Annotated in this window: 17 protein-coding genes; 12 read left to right on the top strand and 5 right to left on the bottom strand. The window is 42.5% G+C overall.

The window, feature by feature from the left end; all coding sequences use genetic code 11:
• Nucleotides 1-507: 507 nt before the first annotated feature.
• The 3 genes from ltrA to AAEY98_RS09970 form a co-directional block, all read right to left on the bottom strand.
• On the bottom strand, nucleotides 508-1,980 hold the full coding sequence (ltrA, locus tag AAEY98_RS09980; RefSeq protein ID WP_351016749.1) for a group II intron reverse transcriptase/maturase: 1,473 nt from the start codon (nucleotides 1,978-1,980) through the stop codon (nucleotides 508-510).
• 679 nt (nucleotides 1,981-2,659) lie between these two features.
• On the bottom strand, nucleotides 2,660-3,643 hold the full coding sequence (locus AAEY98_RS09975) for a hypothetical protein (RefSeq protein ID WP_351016689.1): 984 nt from the start codon (nucleotides 3,641-3,643) through the stop codon (nucleotides 2,660-2,662).
• A 665-nt stretch (nucleotides 3,644-4,308) separates the two neighbouring features.
• Nucleotides 4,309-5,403, bottom strand: coding sequence for a peptidase C39 family protein (locus AAEY98_RS09970; protein WP_351016686.1), 1,095 nt, complete (start codon nucleotides 5,401-5,403; stop codon nucleotides 4,309-4,311).
• A 75-nt stretch (nucleotides 5,404-5,478) separates the two neighbouring features.
• Here AAEY98_RS09970 and AAEY98_RS09965 point away from each other — a divergent pair, with 75 nt between their 5' ends.
• The gene (locus tag AAEY98_RS09965) at nucleotides 5,479-6,930 is read left to right on the top strand and encodes a RimK family ATP-grasp domain-containing protein (protein ID WP_101086647.1); all 1,452 of its coding nucleotides are present in this window, start codon (nucleotides 5,479-5,481) and stop codon (nucleotides 6,928-6,930) included.
• A gap of 86 nt (nucleotides 6,931-7,016) precedes the next feature.
• Here the strand turns inward: AAEY98_RS09965 and dgcS are convergent, their stop codons facing one another.
• Complete coding sequence (gene dgcS / locus AAEY98_RS09960) at nucleotides 7,017-7,898, bottom strand: diguanylate cyclase DgcS (protein ID WP_101086648.1); 882 nt, start codon at nucleotides 7,896-7,898, stop codon at nucleotides 7,017-7,019.
• Nucleotides 7,899-8,060: 162 nt separating this feature from the next.
• Between dgcS and AAEY98_RS09955 the strand changes: the two genes are divergently transcribed.
• The 8 genes from AAEY98_RS09955 (at nucleotide 8,061) to AAEY98_RS09920 (ending at nucleotide 20,170) form a co-directional block, all read left to right on the top strand.
• Entirely contained in the window at nucleotides 8,061-10,013 is a 1,953-nt protein-coding gene (locus AAEY98_RS09955) for a monovalent cation:proton antiporter family protein (protein WP_351016682.1), read from the top strand.
• 214 nt (nucleotides 10,014-10,227) lie between these two features.
• The gene (locus AAEY98_RS09950; protein WP_011636768.1) at nucleotides 10,228-10,764 is read left to right on the top strand and encodes a sigma-70 family RNA polymerase sigma factor; all 537 of its coding nucleotides are present in this window, start codon (nucleotides 10,228-10,230) and stop codon (nucleotides 10,762-10,764) included.
• A complete protein-coding gene (locus AAEY98_RS09945; RefSeq protein WP_351016679.1) occupies nucleotides 10,761-11,474 on the top strand; it encodes an anti-sigma factor in 714 nt (237 codons plus the stop codon). The genes AAEY98_RS09950 and AAEY98_RS09945 overlap by 4 nt, the downstream gene beginning before the upstream one ends.
• Nucleotides 11,475-11,891: 417 nt before the next feature.
• On the top strand, nucleotides 11,892-13,478 hold the full coding sequence (locus AAEY98_RS09940; RefSeq protein ID WP_011636770.1) for a DUF4331 domain-containing protein: 1,587 nt from the start codon (nucleotides 11,892-11,894) through the stop codon (nucleotides 13,476-13,478).
• 10 nt (nucleotides 13,479-13,488) lie between these two features.
• Nucleotides 13,489-14,031 (top strand): Ig-like domain-containing protein, encoded by a 543-nt coding sequence (locus tag AAEY98_RS09935; RefSeq protein WP_351016675.1) that lies wholly within the window; start codon nucleotides 13,489-13,491, stop codon nucleotides 14,029-14,031.
• A 144-nt stretch (nucleotides 14,032-14,175) separates the two neighbouring features.
• Nucleotides 14,176-15,342 carry a tetratricopeptide repeat protein gene (locus tag AAEY98_RS09930; RefSeq protein ID WP_351016672.1) on the top strand — a complete coding sequence of 389 codons (1,167 nt, stop codon included), beginning with the start codon at nucleotides 14,176-14,178 and terminating at the stop codon, nucleotides 15,340-15,342.
• A gap of 10 nt (nucleotides 15,343-15,352) precedes the next feature.
• Nucleotides 15,353-16,477, top strand: a complete 1,125-nt coding sequence (locus AAEY98_RS09925; protein WP_351016669.1) for a HupE/UreJ family protein — start codon at nucleotides 15,353-15,355, stop codon at nucleotides 16,475-16,477.
• Nucleotides 16,478-16,957: 480 nt separating this feature from the next.
• On the top strand, nucleotides 16,958-20,170 hold the full coding sequence (locus tag AAEY98_RS09920) for a DEAD/DEAH box helicase (RefSeq protein ID WP_351009981.1): 3,213 nt from the start codon (nucleotides 16,958-16,960) through the stop codon (nucleotides 20,168-20,170).
• Between the two features lie 130 nt (nucleotides 20,171-20,300).
• On the opposite strand, the gene AAEY98_RS09915 is transcribed toward AAEY98_RS09920, so the two are convergent.
• Nucleotides 20,301-20,483, bottom strand: coding sequence for a hypothetical protein (locus tag AAEY98_RS09915; RefSeq protein WP_351016666.1), 183 nt, complete (start codon nucleotides 20,481-20,483; stop codon nucleotides 20,301-20,303).
• A gap of 75 nt (nucleotides 20,484-20,558) precedes the next feature.
• On the opposite strand from AAEY98_RS09915, the gene AAEY98_RS09910 reads away from it, so the two are divergent.
• The 3 genes from AAEY98_RS09910 (at nucleotide 20,559) to mdoH (ending at nucleotide 25,367) form a co-directional block, all read left to right on the top strand.
• Nucleotides 20,559-20,906: a hypothetical protein gene (locus tag AAEY98_RS09910; protein ID WP_192115275.1), complete on the top strand. Its 348-nt coding sequence runs from the start codon at nucleotides 20,559-20,561 to the stop codon at nucleotides 20,904-20,906.
• Nucleotides 20,907-21,684: 778 nt separating this feature from the next.
• Nucleotides 21,685-23,232 (top strand): glucan biosynthesis protein G, encoded by a 1,548-nt coding sequence (locus AAEY98_RS09905; protein WP_502959640.1) that lies wholly within the window; start codon nucleotides 21,685-21,687, stop codon nucleotides 23,230-23,232.
• Complete coding sequence (mdoH, locus tag AAEY98_RS09900) at nucleotides 23,229-25,367, top strand: glucans biosynthesis glucosyltransferase MdoH (protein WP_351016660.1); 2,139 nt, start codon at nucleotides 23,229-23,231, stop codon at nucleotides 25,365-25,367. Before AAEY98_RS09905 ends, mdoH begins: the two co-directional genes overlap by 4 nt.
• Nucleotides 25,368-25,369 lie beyond the last annotated feature (2 nt).

Genomic DNA, 25,369 nt, shown 5'->3' with positions numbered 1-25,369 from the left:
GGCGAAAGCCTCCTTTTTTATTAGATATGACCTACGGTCACCAACGTCGTGGCGCTTCACCCACACCAGACTTTTTCAAACTTCGTTTGAAGTAAGATCGCAAGGTTCCACCCTGCACTGGCCAAGAGGGGATCAACAGCAATCCCCTCTTGGATCACCTCTGCCGTACCGGCAACATTTTCAAACAGCGAAAAGGTCGCGACGGAAATTGATCCAGCTTTTAACTTCGTCTTAATGTTCTTCGGCCTTATTCGAAAATGCTAACGCTTCCGATGGTACATCCTGTACCGCGAAAGCTAGCCTGACATCCATGTCATGCTCACGCTATTTTCATCAACGTCCTCAAGTTCAAAGTTGAATCACACCTATTGAAAGTAAGGTATACAAATCATTTATGTCGGGTAGACGACACTTGTTGCCAAGTGCCGCCCCCCTAAGAACCCAGCGTGCAACTTTCACTGCACTAGGCTCAAGCCTCCACAAAAGTATCGTTTGATACCCAGCAACTTATAAAGCAGTGAGAGCAGGTTCATTCCAAGCGTTACGAGCTTGCCTTTTCGATTTTCTCCTAGCCAAGTATTCTTGGTATTGAGGATCGAATGGTATAGCCGCACTTCGAATTTTCACATGTCTCTCAATAGGCACTTTGGCTATTTGGAATAGATTGAATTGGCAATCCATATCCTTGACCTTCTGCCAACCGTGAAATTGCCATTGGCCTTTTCGGTTGATGAAGTATTTAAGGGCTACCCAAGTCTTAGACTTTGTTGGGTGACGCCTTACTGCCCAGTGCCATAACGAATAGAATAGTTTGTGCCCAACATACCCGAATACTTGTTTAGCAACACAATGACGATAATAATTCGCCCACCCCCTTAGTTTCGGATTTATCAGTTTGATAAGGTCGTTAACAGGGATGGTTGCGTGCTTTTTGATGAGTTCGCGCAGGTTACTCAAGAACAACAGCGTGTTGGATTTACTCGGTTTAATGAGTAATTTTCCTTTGTACTTCCTATGATTGAACCCTAAGAAGTCAAAACCATTGCTGATGTGGGTAATATGCGTTTTCTCTTCGGAGAGTGTTAAGCCTCTTTCCGCTAAGAAATCAGCGATCAACGGTTTGATATCGTTCTCGAGCACTTCCTTTGAAGCGCAGGTGACGACGAAATCGTCGGCGTATCCAATAAAGTTGGCTCTGGCACCCTTTTTGAGTGCTGTAGACTTTATGCGCTGCTCAAGTCCAGCAAGAGTCATTAGCTTCAAGGTGGGGGATATAACTCCTCCTTGTGGCGTGCCCTCATCAGTACGATAAAACAGCCCTTTGTCCATAAAACCAGACTTTAACCATTGTTCCAACATACGTTTATCGATGGCGATGTTATCAATTAGCCATTGATGCCCGATTTTGTCGAAGCAGGATTTGATGTCTCCCTCAAGAACCCATTGCGCTGATTTCTTTTGAACCAAGCATTTGAAGCACTGATCGACTGCGTCAGCAGTGCTACGATTGGGTCTAAATCCATAGCTGTTAGGGTCGGCAAGCGTCTCCGATATAGGCTCTAATGCAAGAAGGTGGAGCGCTTGTTGTGCTCTGTCTATCATGCATGGGATACCAAGAGGTCTAAGTTTGCCATTCTTTTTGGGGATATAGATACGCTTGAGTGGTTTGGCTTGATATGCCTTCCTGCTCAATTGATTTACTGCTTTCATGCGGCGGGTATCTGTATTCCAGATAACACCGTCTATTCCAGGCGTTTTACTGCCTTTATTTTGTGATACACGCTTAACAGCAAGAAGTTTTGCTGAACGCGAGTGAGTCAGTATCCACTGCAACGCTTTCGCTTTACCGTGTTTCCCTTCTCGTGTTGCCTTTGCAATACGCATCTGAAGCTTTAATACAGGCGGTTCAACGGATTTCCAGTCTATTGACTGCCATTGAGCGCTGTCAGGAGAGGCACTAATTTCTGTTGAAATCATCATTTGCGTTTCTCCTTGAATAAAGTTCTTCAAATTATCTTGCAACGGGAGACCAGTCGGAAGTGGGCTCACTTTCGTGACCAGACACAAGTCTGTATCTGCATCGTTACAATGCAGCCTTTGCTTTTTCCAACCTCCTATACCCACATCGCTATCGGCCAAATCAGCTTTCCCAAAGGGAGCGATATAGGCTTACCGTGTTCCGTATGTCGCGCAATGTCAGGTTAGATGCCCGCTATAGTGCGAAGAGCTTAACGATCACGAAAGAGCATGGGGCAATCTCTTTCCAACTCTCATGCCTTTTGGCTACAGCGTATTAACCACTTCCGCTGTTTCATCACATAACGCACCTTGCGCGGATTCACTTATGTTCATCATACTGACTACCTAGCACTCACCCAATTTGTGGTTATCAGGAGGATCGTTCTCTCACGATTTAGATCCCGATTGGTCTATAACCAATCTTCATTACATTGTCAGAGCCGCTACTTTATTCAGGCTCCTAGGTTCATCTGGTGATACAGATGGTTCACTCAAAAGTGGTGAACAGCGCTTCATACGACCTCACGTCGCACGCCCCAAAGCTTGTTAGGGTAATAGGTTGTAGAAGTAACAAAGAAAGATAAGCAGCTATATCTGTTCAGTTTAGACATAACTGCTTTTTGAGGGTGAGAGGGTAACGCTATTTCACTTCGTACCTAAGTAGAACTTCATTATCTAATACAACATTTGTTGACCAAATAAAGCTTGCTCCAGCACCGCTGAATTTCTCAATAAAGTTCATGTAAGATTTCTTGTTATTCACACCAATTTCATCTTCTGAGTACTCAGTCGCTTGAGGCCATGAAACTGCATCAAAATCTTTTGCCATCCAGTTACTTGGGGTTTCCCAGTGAGCTGCATAAGCATTTGCACCGTTATCTGTGCCTTGTGTTGTGCAGTTCTCCGATAATCGCTTCCCATCAACTTCACTCAGGCAACTTAAATCATAGATTGGTGCAGTATAAAATGTCTGAGCTTGCCAATCGGAACCCGTCACAGTGCCGTCACTAAAGCTTGCGATAAAGCCACCATCACCTGGGTGGTATGCCTTGCCTCGGTTATCTTCTGTACCTAAACCTAAGTTTTCTTCCCAATCAATTACTTTTACGGCAATAGTGTATGGCTTATTTACCTTAAACTTTACGATACTAGAGTTAAACGGTGTAAAAGGTACTGTGTCTACTGCAACGAGCTGACCATTAATATATAACTCAAAATAGTTGTCAGCAAAGATGTAACCAGTGATCTCTTCACCATCTGAATCAATAATAGCCACAGGGACAGAGTCTTCATCCACATTTGTTATGCTTTCGGGTGTGATGTTGGCGCACTCTTCATAAAGGTCTACAGCTTTTGACGCTGTTGTGAAATGGTTTTGAGCAGGAACTGTCCATACTTTTCCGTCAGCGTCAGCGATTTCACCAATACCTGCAACACGGCTTCGACCGTTTACACATTCAAAAAGATTTGCTTCTACTGTTTTTGCAAGACCTTGGGTAATGCTAGCTGAACCTTTGTAGTCACTAGTGCTTCCGCTTATTGTTAGGTCGGATGTTGGAGAGCAACCAGCCAACAATAAGGCGATTGATGAAAGGGCAATAACTTGATTGTTTGTAGTAATCATTGATAAAAATCCAGTAATAAGTAGGAATATTAAGTGTAATTTTTAATTTAGGTAGAGCAATAAGTTGAATTAGTCTCTTAATAAGGTGCATATATTAGTCGATGTATTGTAAATGAACGTAAACGATATGTAATATGCGGTAAACTCATTTCTGTCCAAAAACGAGTTAGTCTCAGCTTTCAAATGGTTAAATTCAACTCTGGACTTGAGGTCGTTGAAGAAAATTACGTGAGCTAGCCAAGGATGGCGAGCTAGCTTTCGAGGGGAAGGGACGCCCCATCGGAAGCGTTAGCATTTTCGAATAAGGCCGAAGCAGGCTATAAATGCAGTTAAACGCTAGATCAATTTCCGTCGCAATTTTTTCGCTGCTGTTGTTTGGTTAAAAAGCGAAAATGTTGCCGGAACGGCAGGGGTGATCCAAGAGGGGATTGCTGTTGATCCCCTTTTGGCCCGTGCAGGGTGGAACCTTGCGATGTTAATCTGGTATGGGCGAAGCGCCACGACGTTGGTGGCCGCAGGCCATAAGAACAAAGCTGGATTCCAGTTCAACAGCACTACCAGAACGACAGTAAATTTGACCTGATCAAGGTGGAACCTTGCGATCTCAATTCAAACGCAGTTTGCAAAGCCAGTTGTGGTTGCAGGCCATAAAAAGCTTAACCATCTTAAGCCAAAGATGATTTAACCACTAGACAAGACACCTGTTTCTGCTTCCCATACTGCATCACTTGCGCCAGCTCTGACTGACTAATCGGTACATACGCTGCATTAATCGCATCTTTTTGTGCTTCAACAAATGGGTCGTGAATAAACATGAACTGCTCGTTGTAACCGCTTAATACCACCCAATGTGGGCCTTTCTCGCCATTAAAGCGATAAGTACTTATCATCAGCAAAACGGCATAACCGCTGTCAATCCAATGTTTAATTTGAACCAGTGTAGGTGCCGCGTTGTGTGTCTCAATACCTTGCGAAATCAGCTGTTGGCAAAAATCGTCATGCACAATCGTAATGACGGCTTTTTTATTGCTATCACGGACGCTATCAATAAAAGGAACCGAGGTTGATTGGCTGTACATTTCAATTTGTAAGCCACGCTTAATCGCTGCTAAGGCTAAGCCATGAACACTGCAACCGCCGTGGCCGCTGGTCATAAAAATAGTGGTGGCTTCGCGCCAGATGCTCAGCTCATCAACTCGACTTGGATTATATTGCGGCTTTACCGCACTCATGGCCATCATTAAGCAGGCCGCGCCACAGGTAAATGGGGTGGTTTGTACATACAAAGGCATCTTGATGACTTTGCTTGGCCCTGGTGGGTCTAGGCGTTTGTGCATGCGCACGCCATCAGCCAAGTCGTCATAATAATGCACTAAGGTTTTTAGGACTTTATAACCCATTTTTAAATAAAGATTTTTGGCAGCGATATTGTCGTTTCGCACTTCTAGGCGTAATGTAATGAAACCACGCTCGACTACTGTGTGCTCACATTGTGTGACCAGTTCGAAGGCAATGTTGCGACCTCTAAATTCGCTTGCAACGGCAATAGAGTACAGCCTGGCTAGCCGAGTGCCTCGATGAAACAGCACCAGAGCATAGCCTGCAAGTGTGCCGTCTATTTCGGCCACTAATAAGCTGTCCAGAGGTGAATTGAGAAAGCGTTTCATCTGCCGAGAACTGATTTTATCGCCACTAAATGCATTGTTTTCGATGTGGTTTAGTTGCGGTAAATCGCTGGGGGTCGCTTGACGAATAAGCATGAGTCGGCTCGAGTTGGCAAAACATGATAGTGGCTTAATTTACGCGCTAAACCGCACAAGAGGCAACAGATATTTATGGCTCATTTTTTAATTGTCACCGACGATGTTAATGATTGGCGTCCCTATTTGCCCAGTGACCATATGGTCACGGTTCATGATTATTTAGAAATGGGTGCATTTGCAGATCAAAGCGCCATGCAAGTGATTAACTTGTGTCGTAGTTATGACTATTTAAGCACAGGTTATTACTGCTCGTTAATGGCGGAAGCCCGTGGGCATCGCGTGATCCCTCGGGTAATGACCATTAATGATTTATCTCAGGACCGTTTTTTTAGTTTGCCGCAATCAGGCTTAGATAAGCTGCCAGAGACGGTGAATGAAATCAGCATGAAGCTGTATTTTGGCTATTGTGATAATCCGTTGCTAGACAAGCTTGCGCGTAAAATATTTGAACGCTTTACTGTGCCTGTATTGCAGGTGAATTTGTTAAAAATGTCAGGTAAATGGCAAGTTAACACCATTGAGCCTGCTGCGTTTCAAGATTTAACCGAGCCTGAACAAGATTTATTTGCCAAGTATCTTGAAGTGTTTTCACAAAAAGTATGGCGTTTACCGAAACCGTCGAAACGTTATCGTTACGAAATTGCCATGCTGGTGGATGAGCATGAGAAAATGCCGCCATCAGATAAAGCCGCGTTAAAGTTATTTACTAAGTCGGCTAATCGTATTGGCATGGATTTAGTCCAAATTGGTTCTCATGATCTGGCTCGGTTAAGTGAATTTGATGGTTTGTTTATTCGCTCAACCACTAATATCAGCAACTTTACTTATCGGTTTGCTAAAGCGGCTGAGCAACTTGGGCTAGTGGTAATGGATGATCCTGAATCCATTATGAAGTGCACTAATAAGGTGTTTTTAACCGAACTATTAAACAAGCATAAAGTGCCCGTACCCAAGAGTTTAATCTTTAAAGCCTCAGATAAAAACTGGGCCGATAATGTTATTAACACCATAGGGTTACCAATTGTACTTAAAGTACCCGACGGCGCATTTTCGCTCGGGGTGGTTAAAGTTAAAGACCGTGAAACTTTACTTGAACAAGCAGCGATAATCTTTGAGCACAGTGCGCTAATTTTAGCGCAGGCGTTTATGCCAACCGATTATGACTGGCGTATCGGCGTGCTAAATCGCCAACCTATTTATGCCTGTCGTTACTTTATGAGTCGTGGTCATTGGCAGATTTACCAACATCATCAAAGTGGTCGTGTTAGCAGTGGTGATTTTGACTGTATCGATTTGAAGATGGTGCCACAAAATATTGTCGATGCAGCGGTTAAAGCGTCTAATTTAATTGGTGCTGGCTTGTATGGCGTCGACTTAAAAGAAATCGACGGTAAGGCTTATGTGATTGAAGTCAATGACAATCCGAGTATCGACCATGGCGTTGAGGATTTGTTTTTAGGTGATTTAGTCTATGACCGAGTGATGACTGAGTTTTTAAGGCGTATTCAGCTTCGCGGTATGTAATTACCATACAATAATCAACCAATAAAAAAAGACCTGTTAAGGTCTTTTTTATTAATTAGTTGTTACTACATAAGTATAAGGTTGTGCTAATTAGCGCAAATTCGGTAGCAGTTACGTCCGGCAGCTTTCGCGGAATACATGGCTTTATCGGCACGCTCATATATATTTTCTGCTTGTTGCTGCGGTTTGGACTCCGCAATACCTAAACTGCACTGAATGTTATATTCGGTGAGCTCAGAATGTTTTGGCATCATATCAATGATACGTTGGCATACTATTGCAGCGGCCTGGGCATCCCCTTGGGTAACGATCACAAACTCATCACCGCCAATTCTAAAGGCTTGGTCTGTATTACGAATGGCTTCATTAATTAATGCGGCAAAGCCTACTAATACAAAATCACCGACTTTATGGCCATGCGCATCGTTAAGTTGTTTAAATTTATCTAAATCTAATACAATTAAAGACACTTGGCCTTGCTGGCGATTAGCTCGTGCTAATGCGATGTCGATTGCCTGGCGGTAATAATAACGATTACCTAATTGGGTTAGTGCATCAAACATGGCTTGATTAGACATATTTTGATACTTCAACGCATTATTCAACGGTTGAATTAATATGCCTTCAAGTTGCTCTAAAGTGTGTTTTTGCGCCGAACTAAGTGCTACAGACAACTGATAGGTTATGATAAACGTATCTTGGTTATCGTTAATAGTACGTTGCAGTTCAATACCGTAGTGACGTCCCCAAACAAACTTTTGTTTGTCTAGGTTCAATTGTAGTCCTTTAATCGGCAAATGTTGTCCTAGGATCTTGCCGAAGCAGGCAAAAACTGTCCGAGGATCTAAACTTCCATGTAGTTGTTGAATCACTTGAATAAGGTCCAGTTCGGGTTCCATATTCAAGTAAGCGTCTGAACGGTACCAGTAATCTTCAGGATATAATTCTGTCGCTATTGAAAAATCCATAATATTGGTTCCAGTACGTTACAACTAATTACCATATTGTTAGCAATAATCGTGCCTATGAAAAATTTTCTATAGTTATTAATTGGTTGTTGTTTTACTGTAGTGCTAACAAAACGTTTTATTTCCCTTTCGACAGTTTTTTGACAAGGAGCCAAAGCCACAATGGAACACAGTATTTTTATCCATATTTTGTTGATGCTTGTGATTGCTATTGTGGCTATTGCATTGTTACGTCGACTCGGCTTACCGGCCATTTTAGCTTATTTACTCACCGGGGTTGTTAGCGGCCCCAGCGGTTTTCATTGGTTTACCCAATTACAAATGCAATCTGTGGCTGAGTTAGGCGTAGTGCTACTGATGTTTACCCTAGGACTTGAGTTTTCGGTACCGAGGTTGTGGGCAATGCGCCGAACGGTTTTTGGCCTAGGTAGCGCCCAAATGCTGGTAACAGCCTTTGTGGCTGGCGGCATTGCTATGTTGGTTGGGCAAAACTTAGTGGCTGCGGTGGTGATCGGTTCGGCTATTGCGCTGTCGTCAACGGCCATAGTGTTAAAGCTGCTTAATGAACAAAACTGGTTAAGGCGCAGACACGGCGAGCTGTCGGTCAGTGTATTATTATTTCAAGATTTAGCGGTGGTGCCGCTATTGATTTTAATGCCGCTATTAGCCAAAGGCGGTGCTGAAATGAGCTTCAATAGTATCGCGTGGGGATTACTCACCGGTATTTTGGCCTTTTTAGGATTAATGTCATTTGGTAAATGGATATTGCCACGTATTTTTGACGAAGTAGCTCGCTCACGTTCAAATGAGTTATTTGTATTATCTACCTTAGTTGTCGCTTTAGTGACGGGCGCGTTTACTCAATGGCTTGGATTATCGATGGCGTTAGGGGCATTTATTGCTGGGATGTTACTTGGCGAAAGCCAGTATCGACGCCAGTTAGAGGCTGACATAAGGCCATTTCGTGATTTATTAATGGGTTTGTTTTTTATTTCCATCGGCATGCTACTGAATTTCGATTTAGTGATGCAATATTGGTGGCAAGTGTTATTGATTTTGGCAGGTGTGGTGCTCGCCAAAATATTAATCGTGCACGGTTTACTCAAACTTGTGGGTGAAAATACTAAGGTATCACTCAGTACCGCAATCAGTTTAGGTCAAGTCGGTGAGTTTAGTTTTGTGTTACTGGCATTAGCAGTAAATTATCAATTACTCGATACCGAAGTAAGCACTGTGTTAGTCGCCGTGGCGGTGATATCTATGTCAATGGCGCCTTGGTTGATCCGTCACAGTGTTGATATTGCCAAAAAGGTTAGCGGCAATAAGCTGCCACCTAAAAATGAACCGATAGAAATTGTATTGCCTCATTCTGACGAAAGTGATGTGGTACTGATTTTAGGTTACGGCCGCGTAGGGCAAACGATTGCACGCTTTTTGAAAACAGAAGCGGTGCCTTATATGGTGCTTGATTTAGATCCCACCAGAGTGACAGAAGCGAGAGCCGCAGGCGAAAATATTCATTTTGGTGATGCTTGCAAAATGGCGCTATTGAAGAAGATGGGCATTCGTCAAGCGAGCTTAGTGGTGGTGACATTTTGCGAACCAAGGCAATCTGAAGAGTGTTTAGCCGTGGCGCGTAAACTGGCTCCCGATGTAAAAATATTGGTGCGCACTCGCGATGATGCCAACTTACATGAGCTTAAAGAAGCGGGGGCGACCCAAGTTATCCCTGAATCACTTGAGGGCAGCTTAATGCTGGTGTCGCAAGTGTTGTTTAAATGTGGCGTCCCCTTAGCGCGGATTATTAAACGCTTGGAATCTGAACGTCGTAATCATTATCAATATTTACACGGTTTCTTTTCCGGCACCGAAACTGACTTTACCTTAGATTTACTCCATGCAGTGTCACTGGCTTCAGGTGCTAGTGCGGTGGGTAAAACCGTTGCAGATATTCCATGGCAAGCTTTGGATGTTGAGCTTAGAGCGGTGCGGCGTAAGGGCGAGGAAATTGATCCACCACCCCCTGAGTGGATATTAAGGCGTAACGATATTTTAATGCTGGTGGGTAAACCGCGCAGTATCGAGAAAGCTGAAGAGTATTTACTGCAAGGTTAAATATAGCTTCATATTATTGCTACCAAGCACCATGCTGAAAAGTGATGGTGCTTTTTTATTTTATTTTATTTTATTTTATTTTATTTTATTTTATTTATTTTGCATCCAATATTAACTTTGGTTCGTATACACGCTATTGGGGCTTTTTTATCAATATATGCGCAATTAGCCTGTATCAACTATATCGAACCATCATAGGGAAACGTGGCAGATTATGGATCAAGACACCTTACTTAACTTATTAAGTGCTAGTGCAGATGGAGATAAACAAGCATTTGCTGATTTATACCAATCTACCAGTGGCCAGTTATTCGCAGTTAGCTTAAAAATGCTCGGTCGACGTGAGTTAGCCGAAGAGGTATTACAAGAAGCCTACGTAAAAATTTGGCATAACGCGACAGAATATCAACACGGAAAAGGATCGGTTCTCACGTGGATGATCAGTATTGTTCGTTACCGAGCCTTAGACATGTTGCGTTATCAAAAGGTCAGAAAGGAAGATCCACTTGAAGATGGCCAAGAAGCCATTTTTGAAGAGCATATCAATGATGACGGGCCTCAGGTTCATAAAAATAAACTCGACCAGTGTATGGGAGAACTCGAGCCTCAGCAGAAACAAGCAATTCATCTCGCTTACTATAATGGTTTATCGCATCACGAAGTTGTGGGGCACTTAGATTTACCATTAGGCACTATTAAGAGTTGGATCCGTCGTGGTTTACAACAATTACAGAGGTGTTTATCGTTATGAATTATCGTGATCCTCAATTAAAAGACGCATTAGCAGCAGAATATGTGCTTGGTACATTGCGTGGCCAAGCTAGACGTCGGTTTCAAAAATTAATGATGCAAATTCCCAGTCTGCGTGAAAGCACTTGGTTATGGGAGCAACATTTACATGGCATGAATCAATTGTTAACGCCGATAACCCCAGATGAACGGGTTTGGCAACAAATCAGTATGTCGCTAGGGTTTGTTGATAATGTGGCCCAAGCACCATTGCCAAAAACCTCAAATGTGGTGCCTATGGCAACACGTAACCGTTTATGGAAGGGATTGGCTTCAATGGCAAGCGCAGCAGCCATTGTTATGGCTGTTTTAGTTGTGAATAATCAGCCTGTGCCAGTTGCTACATCGCAGCAAGTTGCGGTAGTGCAAAGTGCACAATCTAAAGCATTATGGCTGATTGAAGTCACCTCCAATACGATTGAAGTGCGCTCTACCAGTAACCTTAAGCCACTGGCGAATAAAGACTATGAGTTATGGATGGTGGCTAAAGGTGTCGAAAATCCAATTTCATTAGGCTTACTGCCTAAGTCAGGCAAGTTAACATTGGTGAAAAACAGTCAATTTGATGACATGGATATAGTGGCTCTGGCGGTAAGTTTAGAGCCTTTGAACGGCTCACCAAATGGCTCACCAACAGAGGTATTGTATACCGCAGAGCTAGCAACTTTATAAAGCCTTAATGATAGGGTGATGTTTCAAAGCATTGATGTGTTACCACGCTGACATTTAAGCGGCCAATAGTGAGACTATTGGCCGCTTTTTTATGGTTGCAACTATCTATTGGCGATCGATGAATCACCGGTTAACGGGAAATTGTTAACGACTCATTTCTGAGCGTTCACATACTAAAGGATTGTATTGAAGAAATTGTATAGAGGGGCTGTATTGAAAGGACCATATTGATAGTTCATTATGCAGAAATTAACATTTTTATTAAATTAGCAAAAATAGTTTATTTATAAATTCATTTAAATTCAGTGTGTTAATTTTTTATTTAATTTATTTCAACAATAATTGCTAAAACCTGCATCCAAAATGGAACCTGAGCCGTTTACTGATATGACTCTACTACATAACAAGGAAATGGTCATGAAAGTACTAAAAATATCCCTAATCGCCAGTATCGTATGCAGCACTTTATTAGGCGCTAATGCATTTGCGTCAAGTCACCGAGAAGCACCCAATATCACTCGTTTTCCAACATTAGACTCTACCGACTTCTACGCTTTTAATAGCTACGAAGCTGGACGTGAAGATTACGTCACTCTTATCGCCAACTATATTCCACTGCAAGATGCCTACGGCGGACCTAACTATTATGCGATGGATCCTGCTGCGGTATACAGCATTCATATCGATAATGATGGTGATGCTATAGAAGATTTAACCTTCCAATTTAACTTTACCAATGAGCTTGCCAATAATAATCAAGGTATTGCGTTAACGGTTGGTCCTGCTGACAATCAACGTAGTGTGTCAGTACCGCTTAAAAATATTGGTGGCATTACTGCTGCGGATCAAAGTGCGGCAAACTTTAGCGAGTCGTATGAGTTAACACTTGTTAAAGGACCACAAAATAGTGGTAGCGCAACAGCGTTAACCAATACTTCAGGGGCGATGTTCCATAAGCCACTGGATTACATTGGTAATAAGAGTTTCGGTGATAGCAGCGCGTATGCAAGTTATGCGGGTCAATTCATCTACGAATTTAATCTCGATGGTTGTGCAAGTCCTGGCAAAGTGTTTGTTGGCCAACGTAAAGACCCTTTCGTGGTTAACTTAGGCAAAACCTTTGATTTGGTCAACTATGTGCCTGTAGAAGGTGATAGTGCACCGGGCGCTGGCGACCAAGGTGGATTTCCAGGTGGCATCACTCAATCTGTTGATAATGATGATTTGATGGATAAAAATGTCACAGCCATTTCAATTGAAGTGCCAAAGTCTTGTTTAACGACTCAAGGCAACGGCACCATTGGTGCATGGACTACCGCCAGTTTACCGCAAGCGCGTATTTTAAATCCAAATGCCAAAGTGGGTAAAACTGAAGTCAACGGCGGCGCATTAACTCAGGTATCTCGTCTGGGTAATCCACTGGTTAACGAGTTAGTGATTGGCTTAAAGGATAAAGACACTTTTTCGACTTCACATCCTAAAGATGACACTCAGTTTGCTGACTATGTGACGCACCCGAGCTTACCAGAGTTGCTTAACATTCTGTTCAAAGACGCGGTTAATCAAACGTTGGGAACAAACATTGAAACGTTAGCGCCAACTAACTTCCCTCGTACCGATCTTGTTACTGCATTTCTCACTGGTTTTGCTGGTGTTAACCAACTTGAGATGGTGACGCCTTCAGAAATGTTGCGTCTTAATACTGGCATTCCGGCAAAATCACGTGATATGCAGTCAGCTTTTGGTGTGGCTGGTGATGATTTAGCCGGTTTCCCAAATGGTCGTCGTCCGGGTGATGATGTGGTTGATATTGCACTGCGCGTGGTAATGGGACGTTTATGTTACCCCATCCCAGTCAATGGTACTGACACAGATTTAGGCCTTTGTACTAGTGATGATGCCAGCGTTGGTAACGTGCCATTTACAGATGGTGCCCCTGTTGACGCGACCATGATGATGGATCACTTCCCTTACTTAGCGACGCCGCTTTCGGGCTCAAAATAAGGAACATAAGATGAATACTTCTATTCGATATGCGACGCGTCAAGCGCTTAATAATCTCGCTAAACCAGTGGTATTAATCAGTGTGCTCAGTGGCGGTTTTTTAGCTGGTTGTAACTCAGATGATGATGCGATGACCATGGTTAAAAACAGTGCGCCAATGGTGAACAGTGTCATGCTATCCACCGTGACTGAAACGCCAGTGACAGATCAAGTGATAGCCACCGATAAAGATGGTGATGCACTAACGTTTACTGTTATGAGTGAACCCACGCTTGGTACGGTTAGTTTAATGCCAAACGGCGAGTTTACTTATACTCCTGCCAATGAAGTGACTGGCATGGACAGTTTTACCGTTGCAGTGACCGATGGCGTAAACGACCCTGTAGCAGCAATGGTGAACATTACCATTGATGCAGAGCAAGTGATGTTTTCAAGCTTAAGTCGTCAGGCATTTTTACAACCAAGCCAAGCTGCACCTTTACGTGTTAATGGCCGCATGGTTGAGAACGATGTTTCAACGGCTGATTTTTACGACGACTTATTACTGGATTAATAGTGCGAGTTCTATTCGCTAGCTTAAGTTTATAACACAGGACCAAATATCTATCTTATTCATCCAATGAATGATTATCTCAGCTGAGAAGTAATGATTAATTAGATCGATATTCATAGCCAAGGATGGCATTAAGGAGGCGTTATGCAAGCGATATCAGGGCGATTAACACCAATGATTAAGTACCCTCAATTTAGCCTCAACATTCAATTTTACATCAATATTGTAATGGTTGTCAGTGCATGTTTGTTGATGGTAGGCAACAGTACTGCGGCGCCATATACACCAAAAGACACCAGTGAAGTTATTGCGACCTGGAAAGTGTTTAATGATACCGACAAGCAGATGAGCTTAGACGACATCAGTGATTTTATTGAACAAGGACAATATCCCGGTGAAGCTGATTATCGCTACGGTCGTGCAAAAGCTTGGTTACAAGCCAAAATGGCCAATGCCAGCCCCGATGCGCAGACCTATTATTTATATGCTCGAGTATTACAGCATCAACACCAATTTGATCGGGCGATAAAGGCGTTAGAGCGCTCCATTGAATTAAAACCGACTGCGATAAATAGTTGGTTATTAAAAGCCAATATTCATCTGGTACAGGGGGATATTGTCGGTGCAAGGCAAGCGTGTTTAACCCTAATCGGTAAAGCCGATATTTTATTGATTTCTACCTGTGCTTTAGAAGTGACCAGTCAAAATGGCAAACTGGCCGAAAGTTATCAAGAGTTAGCTCGGTTGTACCAGTTGTATCAACCTAATAATGAACCAGAAAAACGTTGGATAGTGCAAATTCTTGCTGACATGGCATTTAAGCAAGGTATGTCAGAAGAAGCATTGAGTTATTTAAATCAATTAGATATGGACAATGCTCCGGTTAGTTTATTAGCGCTATGGTCTGATATTGAGTTGGCATTAAATCAACATCAACAGGTGTACGATATGCTCTCCAGTGTCGTCAATAATAACGCTGTTCAAGACGACGCACTATTATTGCGCTTAGCGATAGCGGAAAAATCCCTTGGCAATACTGTTAAATGGCAATGGACTTTTGCCCAAAGAGTTAAACTGCGCGAGCAAAGACAAGACAGCTTGCATGCATCCGATCTGGCAAAATATTATTTAACTATTGATATTCAGCCCCAAAAAGCACTTTACTGGGCCAAAATCAACTGGCAGGTAGCACGTCAAGACAATGATCGGATACTTTTAGAACAGGCTAAAGCATTGTTGAGGAAGACTAAAAATGATAAAAAGTCAGTACAAGTCAGTCAGAACCTCGTTGTCGATCATGTAGCAAGTTAAGGATAAACCAGTGAAGGCATTTACACGTTTTTTTTCGGTGATGAAAGGTGGATTATTACTGCTAATGTTACTGTTTAGTCATGGCAGTTTAGCCCATCAAATGAGCACCAGTTATTTGTCTGTTAACCTCGATAAGCACGGGCAAATTCAAGGTGATTGGCAAGTGCGTTTTTTTGACATAAACCAAGTTGTCCCTATTGATGATAACCAAGATGGTGAGCTTACTTGGGGAGAGTTGCAAGCTCATCAAATTGCGATAGTAGATTATTTACGTTCATCTTTGGCAATCAGCCGAGAGCAAGATTGCCCACTGAGTTTTAACCCAACGCAGCAAGTTGACCAACACTTTAGTGAAGGTTATCTAGTCAGTTCATTTCAGGCTGAATGTGATAGCCCTGGAGTGTTGACCATTAATTATCAAGCTTTCTTCAATATAGACACTGATCATAAAGTGATTACCACCATTGCAACGCCCGATCATCAATACGCTCGAGTGATCAGTAACGATAACCCGATAATATTGATTAACTTAGCAGAAAGTCAGCTCAGCGATACATTTACAGAATATGTTTACCAAGGGATTATTCATATTTGGAAGGGCACTGATCATATCTTATTTTTATTGGCGTTGTTATTAACCTGTGTGTTGGTGCGTGAACAACAAAAATGGCACCCGATAGATAAGCCTAAGCAAATATTTAAAGACACAGCATGGATTATTACTGCATTTACATTAGCGCATTCGGTAACGTTAACAGCCACCGCATTGGGACTGATTAATTTTAGTAGTCACTGGGTTGAACTGGGCATTGCATTGTCGGTGTTGTTTGCGGCGCTTAATAATGTCTGGCCGATTGTATTACGTTTAGGCTGGATTACGTTTGCGTTTGGCCTGTTACACGGCATGGGATTTGCTGGAGTATTAGGCGAGCTTGGCTTGCCTGAAAATCAAAAACTATTAGCGATTCTTGCGTTTAATGTTGGCGTTGAAATCGGCCAGCTGGCGATTTTAGCGCTAGTGCTGCCTGTATTGATGTTTCTACGCCATAGACTTTGGTATCGACATTGGGGCATGCAGCTAGGTTCAATTGCGATTGGGCTCATGGCGATTCAGTGGTCTGTAGAACGTTTTTAGTGTTTGCCAATGAATAACTAGTCAGCTTTGGATAGTGGCTAGTTATTCATTGAGATTGTATTGCTTAAGTAACCTTGTATTCGACCGTCGCTAACTTATGCTCGGCTTACATTTGCCATATGTTCGACTTATGTTTGAGACGGTGTACAAATAACCGACGTCAGTAGCCATTAGTCAGACATTCGCCCACCTTAAATTCCTCTTGGTAATATCTCCCAACGACTCAAGGTTAAAATTGGCTTTAGTGGTAAGCAAACTTTTGTGTATGTTAATTCGTATGATGATACAGATTATTGCTGTATCTGAGCTTTAGCGACCACCCAATATGTGTAATCGCAATAATATAGCGTGTTTGAACGAGTTTTTTGTTCGAAAGATCAGCAAAGCCTAGATATTGCCTGCTTTCTTCCATAGAATGGCAAGTTAACTTTTTTATCAGCAGCCATTGTTTATTTTGCTGCGGTTTTATTAGGTATATTGATGTCGGCGAAACTGTTTAATCTCCCCATTAAGCTTTCATTAGAGATGATTGCGAAACTGTTTTCGGCCACCCAAATTCAAAAAGCGCAAAACTATTTGATCCAAGGTCGAGTTCTAGAAGTTACTGCCAGCAGTAATAATCATGATATTGAGGCCTATGTTGAAGGATCTGCTGCTGAACCCTATCGTCAAGAAATCACCCTAGTTAATGTGAATCACAAAATTGTGATGCGTTCACATTGTACTTGCCCTGTTAGAACAAATTGTAAGCACGTTGCCGCAGCAATGCTGGCACTGGTCGATAAAAAGCCGGTTGAAGAGCAGCGTATCCACCAATGGTTACGCCAACTTGACGAGCAAAAAACGGTTGCCGAGTTTGAAGAAGAGGACGAAGAAAAAGACCGCATTATTTATGTGTTATCTAACGATCCTCATGGCATTTTTGTCGAATTTAAACGCAGTAAATTTAATAAAAAAGGTCAATACAATAAAGGCAGCAAGCTAGCATTAGCCGATATTCGCTATAGCATGCCATGGTGGATTGACCCTGAAGATAAACAGATTATCAGCTTATTATTGTCATCAAATAATCATGGCTCTAAAATTTATATCGAAGGTGAAATTTCATTTTTAGCGCTGACTAAAATGCTCACCGCCGAAGTGTGTTTTTGGGAAGAAAATCGCATCCCACTAACATGGGCTAAATCTGTTGTGCCTGAGTTTGTCTGGTGTGAAATTGATAAAAAACATACCCAAATGCAAATGCGCATGCCTGGGCTGGATAATTGGGAGTTTATTGCTACCGAGCCACCTTTGTATGTTGAATTAGACTATTTGCATTTAGGTAGAATAGATACTGACTTGCCAGTTAAAAAGTTAAGTTTATTGCAACATATGCCGCCAGTGCCCTTGGCTCAAGTAGATGCCATTAGTCATAAAATGCTCCAGCATTTTTCGCCTAAAACCGTGCCTGTGCCGAGTGAAATTGATTTTTGCGAGATAACAGACTCACTGTTAACACGCTTAACTTTTACGCGTGAGCTCATTGCCAACAACCCGATTCTGCAACCGGTTATTCGAGTTGATCATTGTTACGGTGAAATTACCTTTAATGCATCGACTAAACCCGAACGCATAAGCTTAGTCAAAAAAAATCAAGTTCAGTATCAAGTGCATAGACATGTCGAGCAAGAACTCGCGGCATTACAGTCATTAGCGGATATAGGCTTAGTGACGCTTGAGCCAGACGCTACGCTGGCCAGTTCACAACAACCCTACTATGTCAGTGTCGGCTTATTACCCGAGTCGATTTTTGAATGGTCTGAATTGACCGACAATGGTCTTGATGCGTTAACTGCGCTGGGTATGGATATTCATTTTGATGATGACTTCGACTTACAAATTACCGATGCACAGTTAGATGTCGACTTAGTTGACGATGATGAGTCTGGCTGGTTTTCGTTATCGCTCAGTGCCGACATCGATGGTCAAAGTGTACCGTTATTAGCCTTAGTTGCCCGTTGGTTACAACAAAATGGTGAACCAGCAGACGATGATGAATTGCTATTACCTGGCCCTAACGGTGGTTTTATTAAAATCAAAGCCAAAACCATTAAGCCGCTGATTAGTATTATCCAAGAATTATTTAATCGTCATTCTGGCGATGTCATTTCGATACCACGCAACCGTGCGCATATTTTGAATGATTTATCTGCCAGTGACGTGCGTTTACTCAATGGCGAACGTGTGCGCAATTTAGCCACCAAACTCGCAGAGTTTAAAGGGGTGGTTCCGGTTGAGTTACCCGATGGCTTAAATGCGACATTACGTGATTATCAAAAACAAGGTTTTGACTGGTTGTGTTTTCTTAAAGAATATCAACTAGGTGGTATTTTAGCCGATGACATGGGCCTGGGTAAAACCGTTCAAGCATTGGCATTTTTACTCAAAGCCAAGCAAGACGCTACCGAGCGTCGTACCAGTTTAATTGTTTGTCCCACTAGCTTAGTGGGTAACTGGTTAAAAGAAGCCAATAAGTTTGCTCCGTCGCTGAATGTAGTGGTGATCCACGGTAATAAACGCCAGCCGTTATTAGATCAAATTAACCAGTTTGATGTGGTCGTAACAACCTATCCATTAATGTTACGTGATGAAGCCATTTATTGTGAATATGTGTTTGAGCATATTATTTTGGATGAAGCACAACAGATTAAAAATGCCCAAGCAAAAGTCACCCAAGTGATTAAAACCCTTAGAGGTAGATTTCGCTTATGTTTATCGGGTACGCCGCTTGAAAACCATTTAGGCGAATTAAAATCATTGATGGATTTTTGCTTGCCAGGTTTATTAGGTCAGCATACTTACTTTAATAAACAGTTCCGTGGTCCGATTGAGAAGCAAGCCGATGTTGAAAAGTCGCAGTTACTGAGTCAGCGTATTGCTCCTTTTATGCTGCGCCGCACTAAAAAAGAAGTGGTATCAGAATTACCTGAAAAAACCGTGATTATTCAAACTCTGGAACTTGAAAGAGATCAACGTAATTTGTACGAGTCTATCCGTTTAGTGATGGAGAAAAAATTGCGTGAACTGTTTGCCAAGAAAGGAGTATCGAGTAGTCATATTGAGTTTTTAGATGCATTGTTGAAGTTGCGTCAAGCCTGTTGCGACCCGCGTTTAGTTAAGCTTGAACAAGCTCAACAGGTAAAAGACAACGCTAAAATGACTTGGTTAATCCAAAACCTGCCTGAAATGATTGAAGAAGGTCGTAAGATCCTTATCTTCAGCCAATTCACCGGCATGCTGGCACTCATTGAAGATGAACTGAAACGCTTAGCTATCAGTTATAGTAAGTTGACAGGCCAAACTCGTGACCGTCAGACCCAAATTGATTCGTTTCAAGAGGGTGATAACTCGGTGTTTTTGATCAGTTTAAAAGCCGGTGGAACCGGACTTAACCTTACTGCTGCGGACACGGTTATTCATTTTGACCCGTGGTGGAACCCTGCCGCGGAGCGCCAAGCGACCGATCGCGCTCATCGTATTGGCCAGTTAAATCCAGTGTTTGTTTATAAACTCATTGCCCAGGGCACCGTTGAAGAGAAAATTCAAGAAATGCAGCAGCACAAACAAGGTTTGGCAGACAGTATTTTATCCGATGGTACTCAAGGTCCATGGCAGGGCAGTGCGAACGATTTATTAGCATTGTTGAGTTAATAGTTGAGTTAATCGTTGAGTTAATCGTTGCGTTAATGACACGAAAATCACTTGAACTAGCGTGTAGATTCGCGAAACTCAAGTGATTTAGCGGTTATCAATTACCCTAGATGAACTCGATAACATTGGCTTAAAAACGTTGACTCGATACATTTTGGCTCAATAAGCTTTGGCTCGATAAATATGGACTCGATACACGTTGACTCGATACACGTTGGCTCGATACACGTTGGCTCGATACACGTTGGCTCGATACACGTTGGCTCGATACACGTTGGCTCGATACACTTTGACTCGATACATTTTGGCTCAATAAGCTTTGGCTCGATAAATATGGGCTCGATACACGTTGACTCGATAAACATTAACTCGAAAATGGAGATGAACCTTGGTTGCAATGTACTTTAAACGTGGTTCATCAGCGCCAAGACAACGGCGTTCGTCTCGTGCGACGCCTGCTGAGCACACAGCTTATTTTGAACAGGTGTTTACCATTCTTCGGCTTCATCCTGAGAAAATTGCCATAGTTAGACGTAATATTGCTGAGTTCCAAGCTCAACCTTATTTGAAAAAAGGCCTGCACACGGCAATTGATCGGTTACTGTTGGTGTTTGAAGACGATAACGACATTGAACTGCTATATAGGCAAGTGATGAGTGATGATATTGGCCAACGGGTAAGACGCTACCCGCTGATATTTAAAGGCATAATTTCAATAGATTCAGATGCTGTGTAATTTCATTCAGTGAGTGCCTTATCAAATATAAGCACTCATCGTTATGGGCGTTCAATCACGCTAACCGTCAGACGTTCCACAAGTGGATATGCCAAACCTTTTGCGCTATTCCCATTCACTTTGCCATCATCAATATCGATGTTGTGTACTGCGCCAAATTAAACAACAATCATGTTGCTGACACTCAATACCTAAACCGATTACCTATATTCGGCCATAACCTTATTGTTATTTATCTTTTAGCTTGAGTCCTTTGACCGCTTGTAGTGGTTCCCTCCAATACCGTGGTTATCTCAAATGGTCGTTAGATTAATTCACCAAATGGCACGCCTTGCTTATTCGCCCTTATTTATTTGCCCTTATTTAGTCGTATTTATTACTAATAGTCATTATTGGGTTAGATATTGGCCATATATTTCAGCGAAATAGGATTGAGCGTTAAACAATATTCATATTGTGGATAAAATACTCAAAATGTTTACGTTTAATGGTAATACTAGTTAAGTCGTAATGCTCAAGATGATTGGGGTTCATTTTTTTAAATAATTGAAGCTATGCTGATAGTGATCAATATTATCTAAACGAGGTCGTTTAAATGATCTTTGACTAAAATTATCTTCGGTCAACACCAGCCTCGATTAATACCAACCTCGATTAACAGTACAGGGGCAGAACCGTTAGTGAGTACGATGTTGTGGAGCTATTTTGTGAATGTTCAATAAGGAGTTTCAATATGTTAAGGACTGTTAATATGTTTTACGATTCACCGTTAAAAAATATGCTTGATAAGCGCTTTTCTGTGCAAGCTTTGGTTCATCTCGTGGTATCACTCTTTTTAGTTTCATCGGTAAGTATTGCTTATGCAGAAACGCCAATATCCAAAACTGATGGCAAGCCATTCTCCCATGACACAGTCTTAGAAGTTGCTCAAAAACTGTCCCAGACCCCCTTTGTTGAACCCAAACAAGCCCCCGAAGCACTGACTAAAATAGATTACTCAACCTATCGTCAAATTAATTTCCAACAACATGCTGCTATTTGGGGCAATGCGCCCACGCCTTTCTCGATACAACTATTTGCTCCTGGGTATATCTATAAACAGTTGATTGATATCGACGTGGTCGAGAATGGTAAATCATTTCCGGTAGCAGTATCTGAATCATCCTTCAGAGTGCCAGATGAATCAATTGGCAAATTACTGGAGCAAGTCGGTAAATATGCAGGTTTTCGTTTGCATTACCCGATCAATCGCGATGATTATAAAGATGAATTTATTGTGTTTCAGGGCGCCAGTTATTTTCGTGGGGTCTCTAAAGGGCAAGCGTATGGCTTATCTACCCGCGGACTTGCCATCAATGTTGCCGATCCTAAAGGTGAAGAATATCCTTTATTTAAAAAGTTTTGGATTGAACGTCCATCCAGTCATCAAGAGGCGATTGTGGTCCATGCGTTACTAGACAGTGTGAGTGTAACAGGAGCCTATCGTTTTGCTATTTACCCTGGCGATCCGACTCGAATGGGTGTCGATGTTAAGCTTTTCCCAAGGCAGGATGTTAAGAATGTGGGTCTGGCTCCGTTAACGTCAATGTTTATGCATGGTGGCATCGATCGCGCTGATACTGCTGATTACCGTCCTGCGGTGCATGACTCTGAAGGCCTGCTAATGGAAAAAGGTAATAATGAGAAAATCTGGCGTCCGCTAAATAATCCTCGTGGATTACAGGTGAGTTCTTTTATGGATGAGAATCCTAAAGGATTTGGTTTGATCCAGCCACATCGAAAATTAGATTATTATCAGGACCTTGAAGCAAATTATCATCTTCGTCCATCGGCGTGGGTTGAACCAACAGGTGATTGGGGTAAAGGTAGAGTTGAACTGGTTGAAATTCCATCTGATTCTGAAGCCAATGACAATATTGTTGCCTATTGGAAGCCAGAACAAGGTTTGAAAAAAGGCCAGCCATTCGCCTATTCATATCAATTGACCTGGGTGGATCAGATCCCTAAAACCGAAGGCAAAGTAAAAGTGGTTCGAACTGCTGGTGGTCGCAAGTTATCGACGGATAAAAATGAGATTGTTATCGATTACAGTCACATTAATGCCAACGATATCAGCCATATTCGCGTCGATGCCAGTATCAGCAGCGGCGCTATTTTAGAATCACGTATTGAGTCTAATCCCAGTGTTGATGGTGCCAGAGTTTTTATCACGTTCGATCCGCAAGATGCTGAGGTTGCAGAATTACGTGTACAGCTAAGCAACAAAGATAAACCGCTTGGTATGACATGGCTGTATCGCTTTACTGCAGAGGACTGGCCTTTATGATAGACAATAATAATCCTCTGTCTGCTCACGTTAACAATACCTATCATGATGCACGTGCATTGCCAGAGGAATCGCCACTGCTGATGTCTCGTCATGAGGTTTCTGAACCAGGTCATAGATTAACTCCGAATCAACAAACTGTGTGGTTTACGCTACGCACATTTGTTGCACAGTTATTTGTGTTTATGGTTACAGCAGGCTTATCGACTTATGGCATAAGAGAAATGTATTTGGTGCTTAACACCAATGCCATTACCAGTTTGCAAATGGTTTTTTTGGTGTTGTTTAGCATTAACTTTCTGTGGGTTACTTTTGCTTTTTCACAGGCACTATTGGGTTTTCTGTTGCATCTCAAACCACGCCTAATTAAAAAGAATGAGACAGAACCAGAGTTCAAAACGGCGGTATTGCTGCCTATTTATAACGAAGATCCGCTGCGTATTCGGGCCACAATAGAGGCGATGAGTGCAGATTTAATCGCTACCGCACCGGGTAAATATGCTTTCTTTATTCTCAGTGACACTAATCGAGCTGATGCATGGATTGCTGAGGAACAGACTTTTGTGGATCTTATCAATAACAGCCAACCACAGTGTCCGGTTTATTACCGTCGTCGTCACCAAAACAGTGAACGTAAAGCCGGTAATATCGGCGACTGGGTTCAGCGTTGGGGCGGTGATTATGAGGCAATGTTAGTGCTTGATGCTGACAGTATCATGAGTGCAAAGTCGATGGTGACATTATCACGTCGTTTAGCTGGCGCACCTGGCGTCGGTCTTATTCAAACCTTACCGACACTGGTGTTTGCCAATACGCTTTATAGCCGTTTGCAACAGTTTGCCAATCAATGCTTCGGTCCTATTTATGCCGAGGGTTTGTCGGCTTGGCATGGTTTGTCCTCAAATTTTTGGGGCCACAATGCCATTATTCGCACTAAAGCATTTGCTGAGTCCTGTCATCTGCCTATTCTGTCCGGTAAAGCACCTTTTGGCGGCCATGTATTAAGTCATGACTTTATCGAAGCGGCGTTGCTGCGTCGTGCAGGTTGGGGAGTACGTTTTGATACCGATATTGAGGCTTCATTTGAAGAAGCTCCACCGTCGTTAATTGATGTGATGATCCGTGACCGACGCTGGTGTCAGGGTAATTTACAGCATTCAGCATTTATGTTTGCTCGCGGTTTCTCATTGCCGACGCGGTTGCATCTTTTGTCTGGGGTGATGTCTTACCTGAGCGCCATTTTTTGGTTAGCGCTGATTATGGTCGGGCTTGCGATTGCGGTTCAGGCGGCATTTATACGTCCAGAGTACTTTGCCAATCCATCGCTGTTTCCAACCTGGCCAGTGTTTGATTCTGAGCGCGCATTAAGCCTGTTTTTGGTGTCAATGGCCATTGTGCTGGCACCTAAAGCATTTGGCTGGTTTGCTGCCTTGATTAATATTCCGCGGTGTTTACGATTTGGCGGGCCAATACTGTTAACTCTGAGTACCTTGTTGGAAATGGTCATGTCTGCTTTGTATGCACCCATTCTGATGGTGTCGCAGTTTGGAGTGGTGTTGTCTATATTTCGAGGCAAAGACAGTGGTTGGATGCCGCAATCTCGAGACGATGGTGCATTGAGCTGGATGTCAGTGATGCGTGCTCATCTTGGTCATACCGTATTTGGGGTTGCGCTGGCTTTGACCGCACTATCGCTCAGTACAGAACTCTTTTACTGGTTATTACCGATTACAATAGGGTTGATGCTATCGATCCCTTTGTCGTGGTTAAGCGGCGGCGCGAGGCGAACTAAATGGATTAAAACCGTCGGATTACTGCGAGCGCCTGAAGAAAAAAAACCAATTAACATTTTGGTTAAAGTGAAGGAAAACGAGGCTAATTTGCCCCATCTACGACACATGCATCCGTTCAGTCGGTTGGTTAATAATCCTTTATTACTCAAATGGCACCTTGCTCAGTTACCAGACGTAGGTGAACAAAAACCGACGTTTTATGCCCCGAGAATTATTGCGGAATGGAAATTAAACCATGCTGAAAGCTTATCGCAATTAGAATCATGGTTGGAACCCGCAGAGGTGATAGCATTATTAAGCAATGCGGATTATCTACATAAATTGAAAACAATCGGTAACTAATT

Source organism: Shewanella sp. AC91-MNA-CIBAN-0169 (genome assembly GCF_040310165.1).
Taxonomy (GTDB): domain Bacteria; phylum Pseudomonadota; class Gammaproteobacteria; order Enterobacterales; family Shewanellaceae; genus Shewanella.
This window is presented reverse-complemented; position numbering and strand designations above follow the sequence as displayed.

What these genes read in the sequence shown, in the direction of transcription:
- AAEY98_RS09905 (WP_502959640.1), top strand. Translation starts at nt 21,685, where the DNA reads ATGCTTGATAAGCGCTTTTCTGTGCAAGCTTTGGTTCATCTCGTGGTA.
- dgcS (WP_101086648.1), bottom strand. Translation starts at nt 7,898, where the DNA reads ATGGATTTTTCAATAGCGACAGAATTATATCCTGAAGATTACTGGTAC.
- AAEY98_RS09935 (WP_351016675.1), top strand. Translation starts at nt 13,489, where the DNA reads ATGAATACTTCTATTCGATATGCGACGCGTCAAGCGCTTAATAATCTC.
- AAEY98_RS09945 (WP_351016679.1), top strand. Translation starts at nt 10,761, where the DNA reads ATGAATTATCGTGATCCTCAATTAAAAGACGCATTAGCAGCAGAATAT.
- AAEY98_RS09950 (WP_011636768.1), top strand. Translation starts at nt 10,228, where the DNA reads ATGGATCAAGACACCTTACTTAACTTATTAAGTGCTAGTGCAGATGGA.
- AAEY98_RS09955 (WP_351016682.1), top strand. Translation starts at nt 8,061, where the DNA reads ATGGAACACAGTATTTTTATCCATATTTTGTTGATGCTTGTGATTGCT.
- AAEY98_RS09940 (WP_011636770.1), top strand. Translation starts at nt 11,892, where the DNA reads ATGAAAGTACTAAAAATATCCCTAATCGCCAGTATCGTATGCAGCACT.
- AAEY98_RS09975 (WP_351016689.1), bottom strand. Translation starts at nt 3,643, where the DNA reads ATGATTACTACAAACAATCAAGTTATTGCCCTTTCATCAATCGCCTTA.
- AAEY98_RS09930 (WP_351016672.1), top strand. Translation starts at nt 14,176, where the DNA reads ATGCAAGCGATATCAGGGCGATTAACACCAATGATTAAGTACCCTCAA.
- mdoH (WP_351016660.1), top strand. Translation starts at nt 23,229, where the DNA reads ATGATAGACAATAATAATCCTCTGTCTGCTCACGTTAACAATACCTAT.
- ltrA (WP_351016749.1), bottom strand. Translation starts at nt 1,980, where the DNA reads ATGATGATTTCAACAGAAATTAGTGCCTCTCCTGACAGCGCTCAATGG.
- AAEY98_RS09970 (WP_351016686.1), bottom strand. Translation starts at nt 5,403, where the DNA reads ATGCTTATTCGTCAAGCGACCCCCAGCGATTTACCGCAACTAAACCAC.
- AAEY98_RS09920 (WP_351009981.1), top strand. Translation starts at nt 16,958, where the DNA reads ATGTCGGCGAAACTGTTTAATCTCCCCATTAAGCTTTCATTAGAGATG.
- AAEY98_RS09965 (WP_101086647.1), top strand. Translation starts at nt 5,479, where the DNA reads ATGGCTCATTTTTTAATTGTCACCGACGATGTTAATGATTGGCGTCCC.